The organism is Pseudomonas sp. COR18 (assembly GCF_048568395.1).
Classification (GTDB): Bacteria; Pseudomonadota; Gammaproteobacteria; order Pseudomonadales; family Pseudomonadaceae; genus Aquipseudomonas; species Aquipseudomonas fuscovaginae_B.
Genome location: NZ_CP183808.1, coordinates 2,983,877 through 3,002,098 on the forward strand (window position 1 = coordinate 2,983,877; position 18,222 = coordinate 3,002,098).

The 18,222-nt window shown below is 65.6% G+C and carries 13 protein-coding genes; 6 read left to right on the plus strand and 7 right to left on the minus strand.

The window, feature by feature from the left end; all coding sequences use genetic code 11:
• The first annotated feature begins 170 nt into the window (after positions 1 to 170).
• Genes ACM62G_RS13715 through ACM62G_RS13730 form a run of 4 tightly spaced genes read left to right on the plus strand, consistent with a single transcriptional unit; the run spans position 171 to position 5,978 of the window.
• Complete coding sequence (locus ACM62G_RS13715) at positions 171 to 1,430, plus strand: HlyD family secretion protein (protein ID WP_419737322.1); 1,260 nt, start codon at positions 171 to 173, stop codon at positions 1,428 to 1,430.
• Positions 1,427 to 3,592, plus strand: a complete 2,166-nt coding sequence (locus ACM62G_RS13720) for a peptidase domain-containing ABC transporter (RefSeq protein ID WP_419737323.1) — start codon at positions 1,427 to 1,429, stop codon at positions 3,590 to 3,592. The genes ACM62G_RS13715 and ACM62G_RS13720 overlap by 4 nt, the downstream gene beginning before the upstream one ends.
• Positions 3,589 to 4,584 carry a hypothetical protein gene (locus tag ACM62G_RS13725; protein WP_419737324.1) on the plus strand — a complete coding sequence of 332 codons (996 nt, stop codon included), beginning with the start codon at positions 3,589 to 3,591 and terminating at the stop codon, positions 4,582 to 4,584. The genes ACM62G_RS13720 and ACM62G_RS13725 overlap by 4 nt, the downstream gene beginning before the upstream one ends.
• Positions 4,581 to 5,978: an efflux transporter outer membrane subunit gene (locus ACM62G_RS13730; protein ID WP_273823310.1), complete on the plus strand. Its 1,398-nt coding sequence runs from the start codon at positions 4,581 to 4,583 to the stop codon at positions 5,976 to 5,978. Before ACM62G_RS13725 ends, ACM62G_RS13730 begins: the two co-directional genes overlap by 4 nt.
• A gap of 7 nt (positions 5,979 to 5,985) precedes the next feature.
• Here ACM62G_RS13730 and ACM62G_RS13735 read toward each other — a convergent pair whose 3' ends face one another.
• Together ACM62G_RS13735 and ACM62G_RS13740 are read right to left on the minus strand one after the other, a co-directional pair.
• Positions 5,986 to 7,350, minus strand: coding sequence for a GTPase/DUF3482 domain-containing protein (locus ACM62G_RS13735; protein WP_419737325.1), 1,365 nt, complete (start codon positions 7,348 to 7,350; stop codon positions 5,986 to 5,988).
• A complete protein-coding gene (locus ACM62G_RS13740) occupies positions 7,343 to 8,722 on the minus strand; it encodes a DUF2868 domain-containing protein (protein WP_419737326.1) in 1,380 nt (459 codons plus the stop codon). Before ACM62G_RS13740 ends, ACM62G_RS13735 begins: the two co-directional genes overlap by 8 nt.
• Positions 8,723 to 8,805: 83 nt before the next feature.
• Here ACM62G_RS13740 and ACM62G_RS13745 point away from each other — a divergent pair, with 83 nt between their 5' ends.
• A complete protein-coding gene (locus tag ACM62G_RS13745) occupies positions 8,806 to 9,318 on the plus strand; it encodes a dihydrofolate reductase (protein WP_419737327.1) in 513 nt (170 codons plus the stop codon).
• Between the two features lie 107 nt (positions 9,319 to 9,425).
• Here ACM62G_RS13745 and ACM62G_RS13750 read toward each other — a convergent pair whose 3' ends face one another.
• Complete coding sequence (locus tag ACM62G_RS13750) at positions 9,426 to 10,817, minus strand: L-cystine transporter (RefSeq protein ID WP_419737328.1); 1,392 nt, start codon at positions 10,815 to 10,817, stop codon at positions 9,426 to 9,428.
• A gap of 243 nt (positions 10,818 to 11,060) precedes the next feature.
• Here ACM62G_RS13750 and ACM62G_RS13755 point away from each other — a divergent pair, with 243 nt between their 5' ends.
• The gene (locus ACM62G_RS13755) at positions 11,061 to 12,116 is read left to right on the plus strand and encodes a haloacid dehalogenase-like hydrolase (RefSeq protein ID WP_419737329.1); all 1,056 of its coding nucleotides are present in this window, start codon (positions 11,061 to 11,063) and stop codon (positions 12,114 to 12,116) included.
• Positions 12,117 to 12,250: 134 nt separating this feature from the next.
• Here the strand turns inward: ACM62G_RS13755 and ilvD are convergent, their stop codons facing one another.
• From ilvD to ACM62G_RS13775, 4 genes are all read right to left on the minus strand, one after another.
• Complete coding sequence (ilvD, locus tag ACM62G_RS13760) at positions 12,251 to 14,098, minus strand: dihydroxy-acid dehydratase (protein WP_419737330.1); 1,848 nt, start codon at positions 14,096 to 14,098, stop codon at positions 12,251 to 12,253.
• A 226-nt stretch (positions 14,099 to 14,324) separates the two neighbouring features.
• A complete protein-coding gene (locus tag ACM62G_RS13765) occupies positions 14,325 to 15,506 on the minus strand; it encodes an MFS transporter (RefSeq protein ID WP_419737331.1) in 1,182 nt (393 codons plus the stop codon).
• Positions 15,506 to 16,597 (minus strand): SagB family peptide dehydrogenase, encoded by a 1,092-nt coding sequence (locus tag ACM62G_RS13770; RefSeq protein WP_419737332.1) that lies wholly within the window; start codon positions 16,595 to 16,597, stop codon positions 15,506 to 15,508. Before ACM62G_RS13770 ends, ACM62G_RS13765 begins: the two co-directional genes overlap by 1 nt.
• 382 nt (positions 16,598 to 16,979) lie before the next feature.
• Positions 16,980 to 18,176, minus strand: coding sequence for a class I SAM-dependent rRNA methyltransferase (locus ACM62G_RS13775; RefSeq protein ID WP_054058394.1), 1,197 nt, complete (start codon positions 18,174 to 18,176; stop codon positions 16,980 to 16,982).
• Positions 18,177 to 18,222 lie beyond the last annotated feature (46 nt).

Consider the following 18,222-nt stretch of genomic DNA (forward strand, 5'->3'; position numbering starts at 1 on the left):
GGATGAAGATTGACTGGCCGTTCGTTCGCCAGCGATCCCTACCGCTCCTTGTGCCACCCCCTACGTCACGGCACCACGGCTTTTGGCAGTGGACCAGGCCCGGTTCTGTACTGGGCCTTGCCGTTCTTTCTGACGCGGCCGCATGCGCCGCGATCCGCACGGGTCCTGTCATGCTTGAGTTGGGAAAGGTGGCGCCCCGGGGAGCCTTCGCGCCACTGCTGTTCGCCTGGTTGGTCGCGGTGTTCTTCATGGCCGCCATCACGTTGCTGCTGCTGGGCAACTATGCGCGCAAGGAGGATGTGCCGGGGAGGGTGCAGACCCGCGATGTGGTGCGTATCACCAGCGAACGACCGGCCCATATCCGCGAGGTGCTGGTGCAGGCCGGCGAGTCGGTGAGCAAGGATCAGCCGCTGGTGCGCATCCGCGCCCTAGAGCCGGAAAACCTCGATGAAGACGGCGCCCGGCCCATGTCCCGGCAGAGTGCGCAGCGCCTGGACAACCTGCTGCGGGACGTCGCCCGCGACGAGACCCGGGCGCGCGAATCCCACCAGACCGGCCAGAGCTCGTTGCAGTTGCAGATCGCGCAACTGCACAAGGATCTGCAACTGACGGCGACCATCAAGCGCTCGATCCAGCGGCGCGTGCGCATCGCCCTGGACAACCAGCAGCGCCACGAGCGCCTGAGTGCCGAGGGTGCGGTGTCCGCGGCGGCACTGAACGAGGCGATCGTGCGGCACGAGGCGGCGATCCAGGACCTGGCCAACAACGACCTCGCCCAGGCCAGCGCCCGTCAGCGCATACTGGAACTGGAGCAGCGTGTCCAGGAGGCCGAGCACGAGCTGACACGCCGGCTCAGCGAACTGGCCCGCCAGCGCCATGAATTCAGCGAACGCCTGGAAGCCTTGGGCAAGAGCCAGGAGTACGTACTGTTGTCACCGGTCGACGGCGTGGTCGATGCCGTCTCGGTGTTCCCCGGCGCGCGCGCCCAGGGCGGTCAGCCGATGATGCTGCTGCGCATCGCCGGTGGGGCGCAGGAGGCCCCCCGGGTGCTGTTGTCGGTGAGCCCGGCGGCGATCGGTTTCGCTACCGCCGGCACCGAGGTCATCGTCAGGGTCGATGCCTTTCCTTATGCCCGCTATGGTGTGATCCGCGGGCATATCGTTCACAGCAGTGCCAGTACCTATCTGGAGCCCGCACCCGGTGCCGGTGGCGAGGATCGTGACCCGGGGCCGGCCTACCTGGCCGAGGTGCAACTGGACTTCAGCGACCCGCGTACCCGTATCCATCGCGAGTGGCTCAAGGACGGCATGACCCTCAGCGGCTCGTTGCGCCTGGAACGGCTCAGCCTGATGCAGTGGCTGTTCCTGTCGGTGCTGCGCGGGTTTGAAGGCAACCCGGATTACCTGCGTCAAGCGGACAAGGCGGCATGAGCCGCTTCACCCAGGTGCTGCGTGATGCCCTGGCCCGTGCGCGGCATGGCTGGCGTGGGCGGGTCCCGGTGATTTTCCAGGATGAAATATCCGAATGCGGCCTGGCCTCCATCGCCATGGTCGCCGGTTATCACGGCAAGGCCCTGAGCCTGAGGCAACTGCGTCGGGACTATCGGGTCGCCCGGGATGGCATGTCGCTGTTCCAGATGATCAGGGTCGGCGAGGCGCTGGGCTTCGCCTGTCGCCCCCTCAGGCTCCCGCTCAAGGGGCTCCGGCAGTTGCGCACGCCCTCGATACTGTTCTGGCACAACATGCACTTCGTGGTGCTGCAGTCGGCTGGCGCCAAGGGCGTACACATCGTCGACCCGGCGGTGGGGCGGCGTTTCTACCGCTGGGAGGAGGCGTTGTCGATGTTCAGTGGCGTCGCCCTGGAGATGGTCCCCGGCCTGGCCTTCACCACGCGGATCGAGGCCCGTCCGCCGGCGGTGTTCGGTGTCGCCGGGGTGTTGTCCCGCAACCCCTGGCTGTGGCGCTACCTGCTGCCCATGGGACTGTTGTCGGTGCTCGGCTATCTGGGAGCGATCGCCGCGCCGAAGTTGTTCTCGCTGACGGTGGACGAGGTGGTCACGAAGAACGACCAGGACCTGCTGTTCCTGATCCTCTACGTGTTCGGCGGGATATTCCTGTTCAAGACGGTCGCCGCCTGGTTGCGGGCAGTGCTCGACACCCGCCTGCGCATCGCCCTGAGCCAGGACCTCTCCACCGGGGTGATCGCCTGGCTGCTGCGGCTGCCGGCCAGTTACTTCGAGCGCCGTGCGGCGGGCGATATCCTGCGGCGTACCCAGGCGACCGACAAGGTTTTCCTGACCTTCACCGCCGGCTGGATGGACATTGCCATCGACCTGGCGTTCGGCCTGGCCTTCCTGCTGCTGATGGGGCTGGTCAATGTGCAACTGGCGTTGCTGTCGCTGTTGTTGTGCCTGCTGTTCTTCATGGTACGCGGCCTGACCCTGCCGATGATGGAGCGCGACCACCAGCGTTCCATCGAAGCCGAGACGGCGCGCAACGTGACCCTGCTGGGGACCCTCGACTGCATCGAGTCGGTCAAGCTCTACAACCAGGAAGCGGTACGCCTGGCGAACTGGAGCAACCAGCACACCGACACCGAGATCGCCCGGGCCAGCGTCCAGCGCCTGCAGGCGATGAACCAGGTGGTGCACGAGGGTCTTTCCCATGGGCACTCGCTGCTGGTCAGCGCCCTGGGCGCACTGGCGGTGCTCAACGGCGAGAACAGCGTCGGCGACCTGTTCGCCTTCGTGCTCTACAAGGACATGTTCATGGGCTGCGCGCTGAAGGTGGTCGACCGCTACATGGGGCTGCGCCTGGTGACGGTGGAGCTGCGGCGGATCGACGATATCGTCGAAGAGGCGGTCGAACCGACCGAGTCCAGCGTCTACAGCGCAGGCCCCCTGGAGTCGGGTCAGGCCCTGCGCAGGGTTCGTCTGGACGACGCGTGCTTTCGCTACAGCTCGTTCGACCGGCCGACCTTCGAGCACCTGCATTTTCAACTGGCGGGGGCTGCCCGGCGGATCGCCATCTTCGGCCCTTCGGGGTGCGGCAAGAGCACCCTGCTCAAGGTACTGGCCGGGTTCTATCCGCTGGATGCCGGGCAACTGCGCATCAATGGCCTGAGCCTGCGCCAGTTCGGCCTGCGGCGCTATCGTCAATGTGTGGCCTATGTCACGGCCCATGACGAGATCATTGCCGGCTCGGTACTGGAGAACATCGTCATGGACAGCGACGGCAGCGACGCCGCGCACCTGAAGGCTTGCGTCGAACAGGCCGGGCTGCTCGACAGCATCCTTGGCCTGAGCAATGGCTTCAACACCCTGGTCGGGAGCATGGGGGTGCAATTGTCGTCCGGGCAGAAACAGCGCCTGCTGATTGCCCGGGCACTCTATCGGCGGCCGGAGCTGTTGCTGCTCGACGAACCCACCTCGCATCTGGACCCCGGCGCCCGGGATGTGATCATCGAGACCATCCGCCGTTTGCCGATGTTGTGCGTGATCGTGACCCATGACCGTGCGGTGGCCCTGGCCTGCGACCAGATCTGGCTGATGCGCCAGGGCAGCCTGCGGCGCCTGGGCAGGCGTCGGACATGACGCAATGGCGGTCGCGTTGGTCGATGCGCGGTTGGTTGCTGTGGCTGGGCCTGCGCAGGCGCTTGCGCGAAGCGTTGCTCAGGGGGGCCGCCCGTTGCCTGGGACGATGGGGCGTGCGCATGGGCTTGCCGGTCGTTCCGGCACTGCTGGCGCGGCTGCCGGTGGCCTGGCGGGGGCCCGCCTACCCGCGCAGCCTGCAGAACCTGGCCCTGTTCGGGCTGGAGCCGGACGAATGCCGGGAGCGGGCCTGTCGCCACAGTGCGATCAGGCTGCAATGTGCGCTGGTGGAGCACCTGTACCCGCGCCATCGGCCGGTTCGGTTGCGGGCGTGGATTCGTTCGATCGCCTGGGTCGATCCCCATGGGCTCTGGGCGCGCTCGGCTCCGTTGCTAGTGCTGGCCCATACCGGCGAGTACTGGATGGCGGTTGCCTGCCTGGTGGAGCGTCACGCCGAGGCGACGCGGTTCGTCATCCCCATCTGGAATTTCAACGACGAACTCACCCGCTCATCGCTCAAGAGCCTGGAGGCCTTCGGGCACCAAGTGGATATTCTCGACAGCCGGGCCCCGGGCACGGCGCTGGCCCGGGCGATCCGCCGCGGCGACCGGGTGATCATCTTCGCCGACCTGCCGGTGAGCATGGGAGGCCTGCGCAGCGGCGAGCCGACCGGGGGCCACCTGTTCGGGCGCGCGGCGCAGTTCGTCAAGGGGCCGATGTTCCTCGCCGCGAAGCTGGGGTGCGATGTGCTGTTGGCGGGGCATCGGGTGCAGTTGGGCGGACCGGGGCAGTTGCACCTGATCGAATGGGTTGCCAGTGCGCCGGCGGCACAGATGCAGGTGTCGTGGGCCAGGGCGATCGAGCGCTTTCTGCTGGAGTCACCGCAAGACTGGTTCTACCTGTCACGCATGGAGGCATTTTTCCAGCGGCAGCAGGGTCCGGCGCAAAGGCTGGCGAGCCTGCCCGCCGAACTGCTTCGGTGTGGCTCCCGGTGAATGTCGGCAGAGCGCTGCTGGCGGCCTGGGTCGTGGGGCTGGCTGGCTGCTCGCTGGTCCACGAGCAGGAGCCGCCCGTATTGCCGGTGGCCGAGCGCTGGCGGGAGTCTACGGATGACGAGGCGCAGTTGCCGCCGTGGCGGGTGATGTTCGCCGATGTCGAGTTGCAGGGGCTGATCGAGCAGGCCCTGGAGCATAACCGCGAGGTGCTTCTGGCGGTGTTGCGTATCGATGAGGTGCGGGCGCTGCACGGTGTGGCCTGGGCCGATCAGTGGCCTGCACTGGGCATCAATGCGGGGACGCAGAGGCGTGGTGTTTCGGCGCTCGATTCGCCCAGCGGTCAGTCGCTGGTGCGCGAGCAGGGGCATTTCCGGCTTGGGCTCACGGCCTTCGAGCTGGATCTGTGGGGGCGGGTCCGGGCCCTGCGCGAGGCGGCCGGCCAGCGTCTGGCGGCGAGCCGGGAAGATGTCCTGAGTGCCCAGCTCGGCCTGGTGGGCGAGGTGGCGGCGACGTTTTACGAATACCTGGCCAACGTCGAGTTGGGCGGACAGAGCCAGGCGTCCCTGGAGCAGGCCCGGGCCGCAGCGCGTCTGATCGGTCGTCGCCAGGCGCTGGGCCTGGCGAACGAACTGGAGCTGCGCCAGGCCGATGCGTTGGTGCTGAGCCTGGAGGCCGAGCTGGCCCAGACCCAACGGGAGCTGAGCCTGTCGCTGAACAGGCTGGAGCTTTTGGTGGGTGCGGCCGTCGATGGCGACCGGCTGGCGGGCCGGGCGGGCGATACGTCATCGATGCTGAGTGAAGTCGCGCCGGGGCTGCCCTCGGATCTGTTGCTGCGGCGCCCCGATATTCGTGCCGCCGAGGCCCGCCTGCGGGCGTTCAATGCGCATATCGGCGCGGCCCGCGCGGCCTTTCTGCCGAGTATCAGCCTGACCGGGCTGTTCGGCCTGAGCAGTCCACAACTGGGCCAGCTGTTTTCCGGTCAGGCCCGGGAGTGGTCGTTCAGTCCGCAGCTGGATCTGCCGCTTTTCGACATGGGGCGACGCTTTTCCCAGCTTGATCTTTCCCGGGCCCAGCGCGAGATTGCCCTCGTCGAGTATCAGCGGGTGATCCAGCAGGCGTTTCGCGAGGTCGCCGATGCTCTGGGTTCGAATCGCCCGCTGGCGGCCCGGCTCGCTGCGCAGCAACGTCTGGTGGACAACGAGGCGCGGCGGGCCGAGCTGGCGCAACGGCTCTACGAAGGCGGGTTGAGCAGTTATCTCGAAGTACTGGACGCCCGGCGCGGCTTGAACAGCGCGCGGCAGACGCTGGTCCGCGTGCGCCTGTCGCAGACCACCAACCGCATCGCCCTGTACAAGAGCCTGGGGGGTGGCTGGCCGTCGGTGGCGCCCGAGTGAGCCGCCGTTAAAGGTCTTGCTGCAGCGCCTCGATCTGCTCCTGGCGTTCGGCCTGGCTCAGTTTCGGTTGCGGGTTCAGCGATGACCACTGCGGGTGAGCCCGGGCCTTGCCCAGCGCTTGCGGCAGCTTGCCTTCGCGCCAGGTCGTGTCGGCGGGCGCTGCCAGTTGGATGCGCTCCAGCGCCGCATGCCCCCGGGCCTCCAGTGCCAGCAACAATTGCCGCTGACGTAGCGCGAGCAGGCGCAGCACGCTGTCGTCGAGCGTCAGCTCGCGCTGGCCCTTGAGCTTGCCGAGCAGGCGGTTGCCGTAGCCGCGGGCGGTCTGCAGGGCACCGCCGGCGATGGCGCCGGCCAGGGCGGCGGCCCCGAGTGTCAGGCCGCCGACCAGCAGGTCGACGCCGGCTCCCGCTGCGGCGCCGGCGGCGATCCCGCCGCCGACCTTCACGCCCAGTTGCTTGAGGGTTTCCGGGTTGAACAGGTCGTCGCCCCAGCGCCCGTCGAGCAGCGGCAGGTCGCTGGCGGTCGCGTCGTCGCTGCGAAAGGCGTAGAGCTTGAGCAGCGCCTCGACGCAACGTTGCTCGCGCTGACGCACCGCCTGGCGCAGTTCGGCGATGGCGGTGCTTTCGGCCGTGGCATCGCCGGCCACCTGGCGCCGGCAGGCGGCGCAGTCAATCAGCAACTCGGCGATCAGCCGGTTGGCGCCTTGCCGGCGTGCCTGGCGTTGCGCTTGCAGGTCACGGATCAGGCGTTCCAGCTGCGGCCGGGAACCTTCCAGCAACAGCGCGAGGCTTTCGTAGAGGCGGCGCTCGCCGTCCTCCGGCGGTGCGACGCTGTCGAAGCGGACCAGGGCGTGCAACCCCAGGCGGGCCAGGGCCTGGCGCCAGTCGTTCTCACGCTGGGTGGCACTGCTGACGAAGTTGAGCACCGGCAGCAGCGGTTTGCCGCAACTGGTCAGCACCGACAGTTCGTCGCGGTACTTGGCCAGTACCGGCTCGCGGGCATCGATCACGTACAGTCCGGCATCCGAGGCCAGCAACTGGCGCAGCACCTTGGCTTCCTGTTCGAAACGCTGCCGGGCCTCGCTGCCGTCGAGAAAACGGTTGACGCGGGCCGGGCCGTCCAGGCGCTCGCCAGGCCGGTCAAGACGTTCGAGGTAGTCGAGCAGGGCGATGGCGTCTTCCAGGCCGGGGGTGTCGTACAGCTCCAGCAGCGGTTCGCCGTCCACCGACAGCCGCGCACCCTCGACGTGGCGGGTGGTGCTGGGGCGATGGGAGACTTCGCCGAAGCCGACGTCCCGGGTCAGGGTACGCAGCAGGGAGGTCTTGCCGACATTGGTGTGGCCGACCACGGCCAGTTTCAGCGGCTTAGTCATGGCCGGTCTCCAGCCACATGAGCGGAGCGCTGTCGGCGAACGGCAGCTCGAGCTGTTGCAGGGCGTTGTGCCAGTCGCCGAGGCGGTCGGCGTCCAGCGCCTGGCCGGGCGGTGCCTGCAACAGCCAGACGCGGGTGGCGGCGGCACTGCGGGCCAGTTCGGCGATCAGCGCGAGGCTGCCGCGATCCGGCGAGCGCCGTGGGTCGCAGGCGATCGCCAGGCGGGCCGGCGGGAAACGGGTCAATTGTTCGAGCAGTTTCTGCCGGGATTCGCGGCTGTCGAGAATTCCGGCGTCGCGGACATCCTTCGGCAGGGCGGGCGGCCAGGGGCGCTGGTCGTCCAGTTCGACGGCCACCAGCAAGGCGCCGGCGCTGTCCTGGTCGGTCACTCCGGCCTCGGCATTGGGCAACTGTGCGGGCGCGGCATCGTGGATGCCCAGGCGTTCGCTGCTGGGCATCAGGCGTTCGCGCAGGTGGGCATAGCCGGGCAGGTTCGGGTCCAATGCCAGTGCGCGCACACCGCTGCGCCAGCGCCATAGACACAGCAGCGCCAGCAGCAGGCGGGGCAGCAGGCCATAGACCAGCAGCCCCCCGACCAGCCAGCCGGCCCAGGCCTGGCGGGCGTTTTCCAGGTCGAGGGCGGCATTGCCGCTGGCGCGGATCGTGGCCTCGCCGGGTACGCTGAAACCCAGCAGCGCGGGCAGGGCGCCGAGGCCCTGGGTCAGGCCGACGAAGGTGTCGCCGCCGAGAATGGTGGTTTCCCAGACGAAGCCGTAGCGCCGGGTGGCAAGCAGCGTCAGCAGCACCACCAGCGCACAGGCCAGGGCCAGCAGCCACAGGCCGTGGACGACCACGCCGATGGCCCAGCGGTTCAGGCGTCGGCGTTGCAGCAGGAGCACCAGTGCCGGCACCAGTTGTACCGTTTGGGCATCGCGGGCGAGTTTTTCGCTGAGCCACAGCCACAGTCGGCCCAGGCTGGCGCTGTGACCACCGGCGAAGAACAGGCCCAGGGCCCAGCTCGCCAACAGCAGCAGGTTCAGCCCGAGCAGGATGCCCAGGGCCCAGAACACGTTGACCGGCAACTGGCCGTTGCCCAGGGCGGCGAAGGCCAGCCCGGCGCCGCTGAGGGTCACCAGTACGGCGAGCAGCAGCAGGGCCAGGCGCGCACACTGCAACCAGTGGTGCAGGGCGGCGAGCTGGCCGTCGCGCTCGGCGAGCCAGAGCGCGCGGTGCTGGATGCGGGTCGCCAGGTCGCCACCGGCTGCGCGGGCGCGACGATTGGCTTCGAGGTCTTCCAGTGGCCCGGCCTGTTCTTCGCGCAGGCGCACGGTTTCGGTCAGCCAGAGGCGTTGCAGGGGAGTCGGTTCAGTCACGCGCCATCCTGTTGCGGGGGAGTGCCAGAAGCATAACCGCTGCGGCTAGTGCCTGCACCCGCGTGTCGGGTATCCTCTTCGGCATGAAAACCAAACTTCCCCTCAGCCTGATCGCGGCCCTCGCGGAAAACCGCGTGATCGGCGTCGACAACAGCATGCCCTGGCATTTGCCGGCGGATTTCAAGTATTTCAAGGCCACCACCCTGGGCAAGCCGATCATCATGGGGCGCAAGACCTGGGACTCCCTCGGTCGGCCGTTGCCGGGGCGGTTGAACCTGGTGGTCAGCCGCCAGGCCGGACTGCAGTTGGAAGGTGCCGAGGTGTTCCCGTCGCTGGAGGCCGCGCTGGTGCGGGCCGAGGCGTGGGCGCTGGAGCAGGGTGTCAGTGAACTGATGCTGATCGGTGGGGCGCAACTGTATGCCCAGGGGCTGGAGCAGGCCGATCGCCTGTACCTGACCCGGGTCGGCCTGAGCCCGGCGGGCGATGCCTGGTTCCCGGAATTCGACCTGAACCTGTGGCAGCGGGTTTCCGACGAGCCGCATCCGGCGGAGGGCGACAAGCCGGCCTTCAGTTTCGAGGTGTGGGAGCGGGCCTGAGGGATTGTGCCGAGCGTCACCACCCGGCAGGTTTCCCACGCGGAGCGTGGGAACGACCCTCTGCACTGCGATGCCTGGCGATCGCCTCTGCTAAGACGATGCAGGGCTCAGGCCTGTGCCAGCTCCGCATGCTCATCGGCATCCAGCAGGCGTTTGTCGGTCTGCTTCATCATCTGGCTGGTGAGGGTGCCGGCGGTCATCGAGCCGCTCACGTTCAGCGCGGTACGGCCCATGTCGATCAACGGTTCCACCGAGATCAGCAGCGCCACCAGCGACACCGGCAGGCCCATCGCCGGCAGCACGATCAGTGCTGCGAAGGTCGCGCCACCACCGACGCCGGCCACGCCCGCCGAACTCAGGGTGACGATGGCCACCAGGGTGGCGATCCACAGTGGGTCCAGCGGGTTGATGCCGACAGTCGGTGCCACCATCACCGCCAGCATTGCCGGGTACAGGCCGGCGCAGCCGTTCTGACCGATCGTCGCACCGAACGAGGCGGCAAAGCTGGCGATCGACTGTGGAACTCCCAGGCGACGGGTCTGCGCCTCGATGCTCAGCGGGATGCTCGCGGCACTGGAGCGGCTGGTGAAGGCGAAGGTCAGCACGGGCCAGACCTTGCGGAAGAAGCGCAGCGGGTTGACCCCGGCCAGTGACAGCAGCAGGCCATGGACCACGAACATCAGCCCCAGGCCGAGGTAGGAGACCACCACGAAACTGCCGAGCTTGATGATGTCCTGCAGGTTGGAGCCGGCCACCACCTTGGCCATCAGGGCCAGCACGCCGTAGGGGGTGAGCTTCATCACCACCCTTACCAGGCGCATTACCCAGGCCTGCAGGGTGTCGATGGCGTCGATCACCTTCTGGCCCTTTTGCACGTCATCCTTGAGCAGTTGCAGGGCGGCGATGCCGAGGAAGGCGGCGAAGATCACCACGCTGATGATCGAGGTCGGCTTGGCCCGGGCCAGGTCGGCGAAGGGGTTCTGTGGAATGAACGACAGCAGCAGTTGCGGCACGTTGAGGTCGGCGACCTTGCCGGCGTAGTCGCTCTGGATGGTCTGCAGGCGGGCCATCTCCTGGGTACCGGCCACCAGGCCTTCGGCGCTCAGGCCGAACAGGTTGGTCAGCAGGATGCCGATCAGCGCGGCGATGGCGGTGGTGAACAGCAGCGTGCCGATGGTCAGGAAGCTGATCCGGCCCAGTGCCGAGGCATTGTGCAGGCGGGCCACGGCGCTGAGGATCGAGGCGAACACCAGCGGGATCACGATCATCTGCAGCAACTGCACGTAGCCGTTGCCCACCAGGTCGAACCAGGCGATGGAGGCCTTGAGCACCGGGTTGCCGTCGCCGTAGACGGTATGCAGGCCAATGCCGAACGCCACGCCCAGGGCCAGGGCGAACAACACCTTGCGGGCCAGGCTCCAGGAGGTATGGCGGGTTTGTGCCAGGCCCAGCAACAGGGCGAGGAACACCAGCAGATTGAGAATCAGCGGCAGGTTCATGAAGACTCCGGAAACAATGAGTGCCAATCACTCTGGGGCGGTGATTGTGAACCGTTCAGCCTAACAGCTTGATATATATAGATTTAATATCTAAATGGAATGTCGACTGTCGCTTTTGGAATAAGCTGATGACGCTGGGGCGTATGCCGGTGGCGGGATCAGGACGCGGGCGGTCGTCCTCGGATGAGAACTGTCACACGGATTTGTTAGCGTCACAGACTTTCATCCAGGAAGATCCCGCCCATGAAATTCGCCCCCAAACTCCTCGCCGCCGCACTCTGCCTGGGCCTTGCCGGCCAGGCCTATGCCACCGAGCTCAAGCACTGGCCGCAGGATCAGGCCAAGAAACTGGAGGCGATGATCGCCGCTAACGCCAACAAGGGTAATTTCGCGGTGTTCGACATGGACAACACCAGTTACCGCTATGACCTGGAAGAGTCGCTGCTGCCGTACATGGAGAACAAGGGGCTGATCACCCGCGATACCCTGGACCCGTCGTTGAAGCTGATCCCGTTCAAGGACACCGCCGACCACAAGGAAAGCCTGTTCAGCTACTACTACCGCCTCTGCGAAATCGACGACATGGTCTGCTACCCGTGGGTGGCCCAGGTGTTCTCCGGTTTCACCCTCAAGGAGCTCAAGGGCTACGTCGACGAACTGATGGCGTCGGGCAAGCCGGTGCCGAGCACCTATTACGATGGCGATGTGGTGAAGAACATCGAGGTGCAGCCGCCGAAGGTCTTCGCCGGCCAGGTCGAGCTGTACAACAAACTGATGGAGAACGGTATCGAGGTCTACGTGATGACCGCCGCCTCCGAGGAACTGGTGCGCATGGTCGCGGCCGATCCCAAGTATGGCTATAACGTCAAGCCGCAGAACGTGATCGGTGTGACCACCCTGCTCAAGGACCGCAAGACCGGCGAGCTGACCACCGCGCGCAAGCAGATCAGCGCTGGCAAGTATGACGAGAAGGCCAACCTCGGCCTGGAACTGACTCCGTACCTGTGGACCCCGGCGACCTGGATGGCCGGCAAGCAGGCGGCCATCCTGACCTATATCGACCAGTGGAAAAAACCGGTACTGGTCGGTGGCGACACCCCGTCGAGCGATGGCTACATGCTGTTCCACAGCGTCGACGTGGCCAAGGGTGGCGTACACCTGTGGGTCAACCGCAAGGACAAGTACATGAACCAGCTTAACGGCATGATCAAGAGCAATGCCGAAGCCCAGGAAAAGGAAGGTCTGACGGTAACGGCGGACAAGAACTGGGTGATCGTCAAGCCGGAAGAGATCCAGTAAGACCGGGTTGCTCCGAGCAGGCAGTAAAAAGCCCGGCAGAAGTGCCGGGCTTTTTACTTCTGAGCTGATCATTCCCACGCTCCGCGTGGGAATGCAGCCTGTGTCGCTCTGCGGCACAAGAGCGGACGCGGAGCTTACGGCACCAGTTTGTCCAGCATCGCCTTGTCGCGCACCGCGCCCTTGTCGGCGCTGGTGGCGAGCAGGGCGTAGGCCTTCAGCGCGCTGGTGACCTTGCGTGGACGCTGTTCGGCCGGTTTCCAGCCTTTCTTGTCCTGCTCGGCACGGCGGGCCGCCAGTTCCTCGTCGCTGACCAGCAGGTTGATCGAGCGGTTCGGAATATCGATCAGTACCTTGTCGCCATCCTGCACCAGACCGATCGCGCCGCCGGCAGCGGCTTCCGGGGAAGCGTGGCCGATGGACAGGCCCGAGGTGCCGCCGGAGAAGCGGCCGTCGGTCAGCAAGGCGCAGGCCTTGCCCAGGCCCTTGGACTTCAGATACGAGGTCGGGTAGAGCATTTCCTGCATGCCCGGGCCGCCTTTCGGGCCTTCGTAGCGGATGATCACGATGTCGCCGGCCTTCACTTCGTCGGCCAGGATGCCGCGCACGGCGCTGTCCTGGCTTTCGAAGATCTTCGCGTTGCCTTCGAACACCAGGATCGACTCGTCGACACCGGCGGTCTTCACCACGCAACCGTCGAGGGCGATGTTGCCGTACAGCACGGCGAGGCCGCCTTCCTTCGAGTAGGCGTGCTCGACGCTGCGGATGCAGCCGTTCTCGCGGTCGTCGTCGAGGGTTTCCCAACGGGTCGCCTGGCTGAACGCGGTCTGGGTCGGGATACCGGCCGGGCCGGCCTTGAAGAAGGTGTGCACCGCTTCATCGTCGGTCTGGGTGATGTCCCACTGGGCGATGGCCTCGGCCAAGCTCCTGCTGTGGACGGTCGGCAGGTCGGTGTGCAGCAGGCCGCCACGGGCCAGCTCGCCGAGAATGCTGATGATGCCGCCGGCACGGTGCACGTCTTCCATATGGTACTTCTGGATGTTCGGCGCGACCTTGCACAGCTGCGGCACCTTGCGTGACAGGCGGTCGATGTCGCGCAGATCGAAGGCGACTTCGGCTTCCTGGGCAGCGGCCAGCAGGTGCAGGATGGTGTTGGTGGAACCGCCCATGGCGATGTCCAGGGTCATGGCGTTTTCGAACGCCTTGAAGTTGGCGATGCTGCGCGGCAGTACCGAGTCGTCGTTCTCGCCGTAGTAGCGCTGGCACAGCGCGACGATGTCGCGACCGGCGCGCAGGAACAGTTGTTCGCGGTCGGCGTGGGTGGCCAGGGTCGAGCCGTTGCCCGGCAGGGCCAGGCCCAGGGCTTCGGTCAGGCAGTTCATCGAGTTGGCGGTGAACATGCCGGAGCACGAACCACAGGTCGGGCAGGCGCTGCGCTCGTACTCGGCAACCTTCTCGTCAGAAGCGTTGGAGTCGGCGGCGATGACCATCGCGTCCACCAGGTCCAGGCCGTGGGAGGCCAGTTTGGTCTTGCCGGCTTCCATCGGGCCGCCGGAGACGAAGATCACCGGGATGTTCAGGCGCAGGGCGGCCATCAGCATGCCGGGAGTGATCTTGTCGCAGTTGGAGATGCAGACGATGGCGTCGGCGCAGTGGGCGTTGACCATGTACTCGACGGAGTCGGCGATGATCTCGCGGCTCGGCAGCGAATAGAGCATGCCGTCGTGGCCCATGGCGATGCCGTCATCCACGGCGATGGTGTTGAATTCCTTGGCGACGCCACCGGCGCGTTCGATTTCGCGGGCGACCAGTTGGCCCATGTCCTTGAGGTGGACGTGACCGGGGACGAACTGGGTGAAGGAGTTGGCGACGGCGATGATCGGTTTCTTGAAGTCGGCGTCTTTCATCCCCGTGGCGCGCCACAGGGCGCGGGCACCGGCCATGTTGCGGCCGTGGGTGGATGTTTTCGAGCGGTAATCAGGCATGGAGCACTCCGGGCGGCTAATCAGGTAACAAGTGGGGAGTGAGCTTCTGTTGACCCTCGGGAACACCTGGAAAATGGCCGTGTGTCCGAAAGCTGCCGACAACGGCACGGGATCGCCGTGCGTCTCAGCCTGAGCTCATAAACCCGCCGGGGGATGACTGGCGATGAATAGGACGATTCTACACCGCTGGCGGCTGGAAGGAATGGGGTGGACGCGACGGCGGCGTTCAGCGCCCGAGCCTGGCGCTGCTCAGCAGGCCGAGCAGGCTGCAGATGACGAAGCCCATGCCGAGGGTCGGCAGCAGCAGGACGTCGCTCCTGGCCAGCAATGCGCTGCTGGCGGCGGCTGCCAGAAACATGAGGGTGTTGCCCGCCGACGCCGCGGTGCCGGCGTTCGCCGGGAACAGCAGCATCGCTGCGGAGGTCGCCGTCGGGCGGGTGATGCTGACCGCTGCGGCGCTCAGGCACATCGGCAGCAGCAGGCTGGCGGTGGAGACCAGCCCCAGTTGCAGGGTCAGCAGCAGTGCCAGGCCGGCGGCACCCAGCAGGAGCAGGCCGATATCGATCTGCGCACGCACGCCCAGGCGCTTCTGCAACCGGGTGGCCAGCACGCCACCCAGCAGGTAGGCAGCACCATAGATCAGCAGCACGATGGCGTATTGGTATTCGGAGAGGCGCAAGCCGTCCATGAAGATCAACGGCGAGACGCTGGTCAGGGCGAAGTAGGGGCAGAACACCAGCGCCGCGATCTGCCAGTAACGACGGAAGTCGCCATGGCCGAGGATCTTGCGCATCGACTGGCGCGGCGCCGGACCTTGCGTGGTCCCGGTTGCGGAGCGCCGAGGCAGCGCCCGCAAGGCCAGCAGGAAGAGGCCGGCAGCGACCAGGGTAAAGGCATGGAAGCTGCTCCTCCAGCCGAAGCTGTCCAGCAGCCAGGAGCCGAGCAGGGGTGAGAGGGCGACGAACAGGCCGCTGAAGCTCATGTAGAAAATGCGAACAGGGATGCGCTCCTGCGGCTCGAACAGGTCTTCGACCAGCGCCAGGCCGAGGACGAAGAAGCCGCAACCCAGTGCCTGGACGCTGCGAAAGAACAGGAAGGCGACGAAGTCCGTGGCCAGGGTGCAGCCGATGGCACCGATGCAGGAGAGGGTAAGGCAGGCCAGTAGCACCTGCTTGCGTCCGAACCGATCGGAGAGTGGCCCCATCACCAACTGCGAGACGACAAAGACCAGGGTGAACAGGCTGACCGTCAGGGCGATGTCGGCGGTCGAGGTGGCGAATTGCTCCGCCAGGGCTGGAAACGCCGGCAACAGGACATTGAGCGGGAAAAAGCTGATCAGTGATATGCCGGTGACCAGCAGCAGTTGGGGGCGGCTCGATTGCCGGATGCTTGTGTCGGTCGACGCCATCATTGGCTTCCCGATGGGGTCTTGAGCAGTTCCTGAAGTTCGTCGCAGATCGATTCGCCGTGGCTGTAGCCGGCACCGACGAACAGCAGTGGCTGCTCGCTCAGGTCCTCCAAGCGCAGCGCCTGCTCGATCTTCTGTTCGCACAGGGCGGCGGTTACCCAGGTCTTCAGGCCCAGGGCGGTGGCGGTGAGCTGGAAGGTTTGCGATATATGCCCGGCTTCCAGCAGGGCGACGCGATAACCCTGGGAATGCGGATACTTCCACCACATCTTGTCGAATCGGCAAGTAATGAATATGCCGAATGGCAAGTTTTCGATAAAGTGCTGGCCTTGCACTAAAGTGGCCAGTGGCACGCCGAGGCCTCTTATAAGCGTCAGTGCATGTTTGTCAGGGTGATAATAATAAAAACCCGGTCCTATGCCGTCGACGTTGCGAATATAAAGATAACCTTCGCTACAATTAAGGCCGCCCCCTGATGGACTGCTGCGACGTGCACGAAAGTCTTCCGGTATGCAAGGGTCAGTATCCAGTTCGCGTTCCCTCAGATAACCCAGGGAAAGATAAAGAACCGTGCTGAGGTGTTCGAGGGAAATACGCCAGTCGAAAAACTTGCGGCAGGTCTTGCGTTGCAGGAGCACGCTGGTGAAGTCGACGCTGTTGCTCTCGCCATGACCCGGCAATGGCGGCGGAAGGTGGATCATGTCCTGGTGCAGAACGGTGGCATGGCGGTGGGGCGGTGGCTGCTGGCGCTGCATGACTTCCCGGCAGTGGGCAAGGTAGTCCCGTGCCCATTGGACACTGTTGTCCGGGGTGTTCGCCTGCGGCAGGTCGCGGGTGCCGATATGGAAGATCCTCGACAGGTCGTCCCAGCCCCAGTGGTCGTTGGGAAAGGGGTTTGCGCTGAGGATGCCGGTGCTCACGAAGGTCGAGTCGACAGGGTGGTGCGGGTCGAAGCGGGAGGGCTTTTCGAGCAGTTCGGTCAGCCGGTCGGCATGGTGTTTATCCATCGAGTACTGTTCATGGGACTTGTAGTTCCAGATGACAAGTGCAGGTGGCTTTATCAGGATGAACAGGTCGGGATTGATATGCATGAGTCTGTGCCCGCTTTTCGGTTTTCAGGCTGGATCGAAGATGGGGGAATCGACCCAGCCTGTCTCGGGTTTATTTCGACGTTCCGAGCATCGCGTGATGGCCTGCGGATACTTTATGCTCAAGTTTTATCTTTTCCATGCTTGTGCCTCCTTTCTGTTTATATCGCCTCGATAGTGGGCGATTAATCAGATAATAGGCTCATGAAGAAAGTTGGCAATGAGCAGTTATGTAGGCTATGTCCGAGTTATATGTCGGTCATATCCAGTTAATTGCGGTGGGCGAGCACTTTCGGGAGGGCGAGTGCCGCAGGAGTTTCAACTTGGGCGGAAAGTGACCGGCGAGGCGCCACCCGCCCTGGATACAGGGCGGGGCGCCAGCCACTCAGCTGTTGGGCAGCAGGCGGCAGGTGATGCTCTTGATGTAGCGGGTTTCCGGGATCGCCGGATGCACCGGGTGGTCCGGGCCCTGGCCGCCGCGTTCCAGCAGCTGGATATTGCGGTCCAGGTGGCGGGCGCTGGTCAGCAGGATGTTCTGCAGGTCGTCTTCCGGCAGGTGCATCGAGCATGAGGCGCTGACCAGGATGCCGTCCTTGCTCAGCAGGCGCATGGCCTGTTCGTTCAGGCGACGGTAGGCGCCCTCACCGTTCTTCAGGTCCTTCTTGCGCTTGATGAACGCTGGCGGGTCGGCCACGATCACGTCGAAACGCTCTTCGGCGGACTTCAGCTCCTTGAGGGCTTCGAATACGTCGCCTTCGATGCAGGTCAGCTTCTCGGCGAAACCGTTCAGTGCGGCGTTGCGCTCCACGCCGTCGAGAGCGAAGCCCGAGGCGTCGACGCAGAACACTTCGCTGGCGCCGAAGGCCGCGGCCTGCACGCCCCAGCCACCGATGTAGCTGAACAGGTCGAGCACCCGCTTGCCCTTCACGTACGGCGCCAGGCGCGCGCGGTTCATGCGGTGGTCGTAGAACCAGCCGGTTTTCTGGCCTTCCATCACCGGCGCCTCGAACTTCACGCCGTTCTCTTCCAGGGCAACCCACTCCGGCACCAGGCCGAACACGGTCTCGACATAGCGCTCGAGGCCCTCGGCATCACGCGCCGCCGAGTCGTTCTTGAACAGGATGCCGCTGGGCTTGAGTACCTGGACCAGCGCGGCGATCACGTCGGCCTTGTGCTGTTCCATGGTCGCCGAGGCGAGCTGGACCACCAGGATATCGCCGAAACGGTCGACCACCAGGCCCGGCAGCAGGTCGGAATCGCCGTACACCAGGCGATAGAACGGCTTGTCGAACAGCCGTTCGCGCAGCGACAGGGCGACGTTGAGGCGGTGCACCAGCAGCGACTTGTCCAGTGGCAGGCGGGCATCGCGCGACAGCAGGCGGGCGCAGATCAGGTTGTTCGGGCTCATGGCGACGATGCCGAGGGCCTTGCCGCCGGCGGCCTCGAGAATGGCCTGGTCACCGGCCTTGAAGCCGTGCAGCGGGGTTGCGGCCACGTCGATCTCGTTGCTGTAGACCCACAGGTGGCCGGCGCGCAGGCGGCGGTCGGCATTGGCTTTGAGGCGCAGGCTGGGCAGGGACATGGCGTCGCTCCGGGAAAAAAGAGCGGAATTATAACGGGAGTTGGCG

Coding starts and splice junctions, on each gene's coding strand:
- ACM62G_RS13715 (WP_419737322.1), top strand. CDS start 171: ATGCTTGAGTTGGGAAAGGTGGCGCCCCGGGGAGCCTTCGCGCCACTG.
- ACM62G_RS13720 (WP_419737323.1), top strand. CDS start 1,427: ATGAGCCGCTTCACCCAGGTGCTGCGTGATGCCCTGGCCCGTGCGCGG.
- ACM62G_RS13725 (WP_419737324.1), top strand. CDS start 3,589: ATGACGCAATGGCGGTCGCGTTGGTCGATGCGCGGTTGGTTGCTGTGG.
- ACM62G_RS13735 (WP_419737325.1), bottom strand. CDS start 7,350: ATGACTAAGCCGCTGAAACTGGCCGTGGTCGGCCACACCAATGTCGGC.
- ACM62G_RS13745 (WP_419737327.1), top strand. CDS start 8,806: ATGAAAACCAAACTTCCCCTCAGCCTGATCGCGGCCCTCGCGGAAAAC.
- ACM62G_RS13750 (WP_419737328.1), bottom strand. CDS start 10,817: ATGAACCTGCCGCTGATTCTCAATCTGCTGGTGTTCCTCGCCCTGTTG.
- ACM62G_RS13755 (WP_419737329.1), top strand. CDS start 11,061: ATGAAATTCGCCCCCAAACTCCTCGCCGCCGCACTCTGCCTGGGCCTT.
- ilvD (WP_419737330.1), bottom strand. CDS start 14,098: ATGCCTGATTACCGCTCGAAAACATCCACCCACGGCCGCAACATGGCC.
- ACM62G_RS13765 (WP_419737331.1), bottom strand. CDS start 15,506: ATGGCGTCGACCGACACAAGCATCCGGCAATCGAGCCGCCCCCAACTG.
- ACM62G_RS13770 (WP_419737332.1), bottom strand. CDS start 16,597: ATGCATATCAATCCCGACCTGTTCATCCTGATAAAGCCACCTGCACTT.
- ACM62G_RS13775 (WP_054058394.1), bottom strand. CDS start 18,176: ATGTCCCTGCCCAGCCTGCGCCTCAAAGCCAATGCCGACCGCCGCCTG.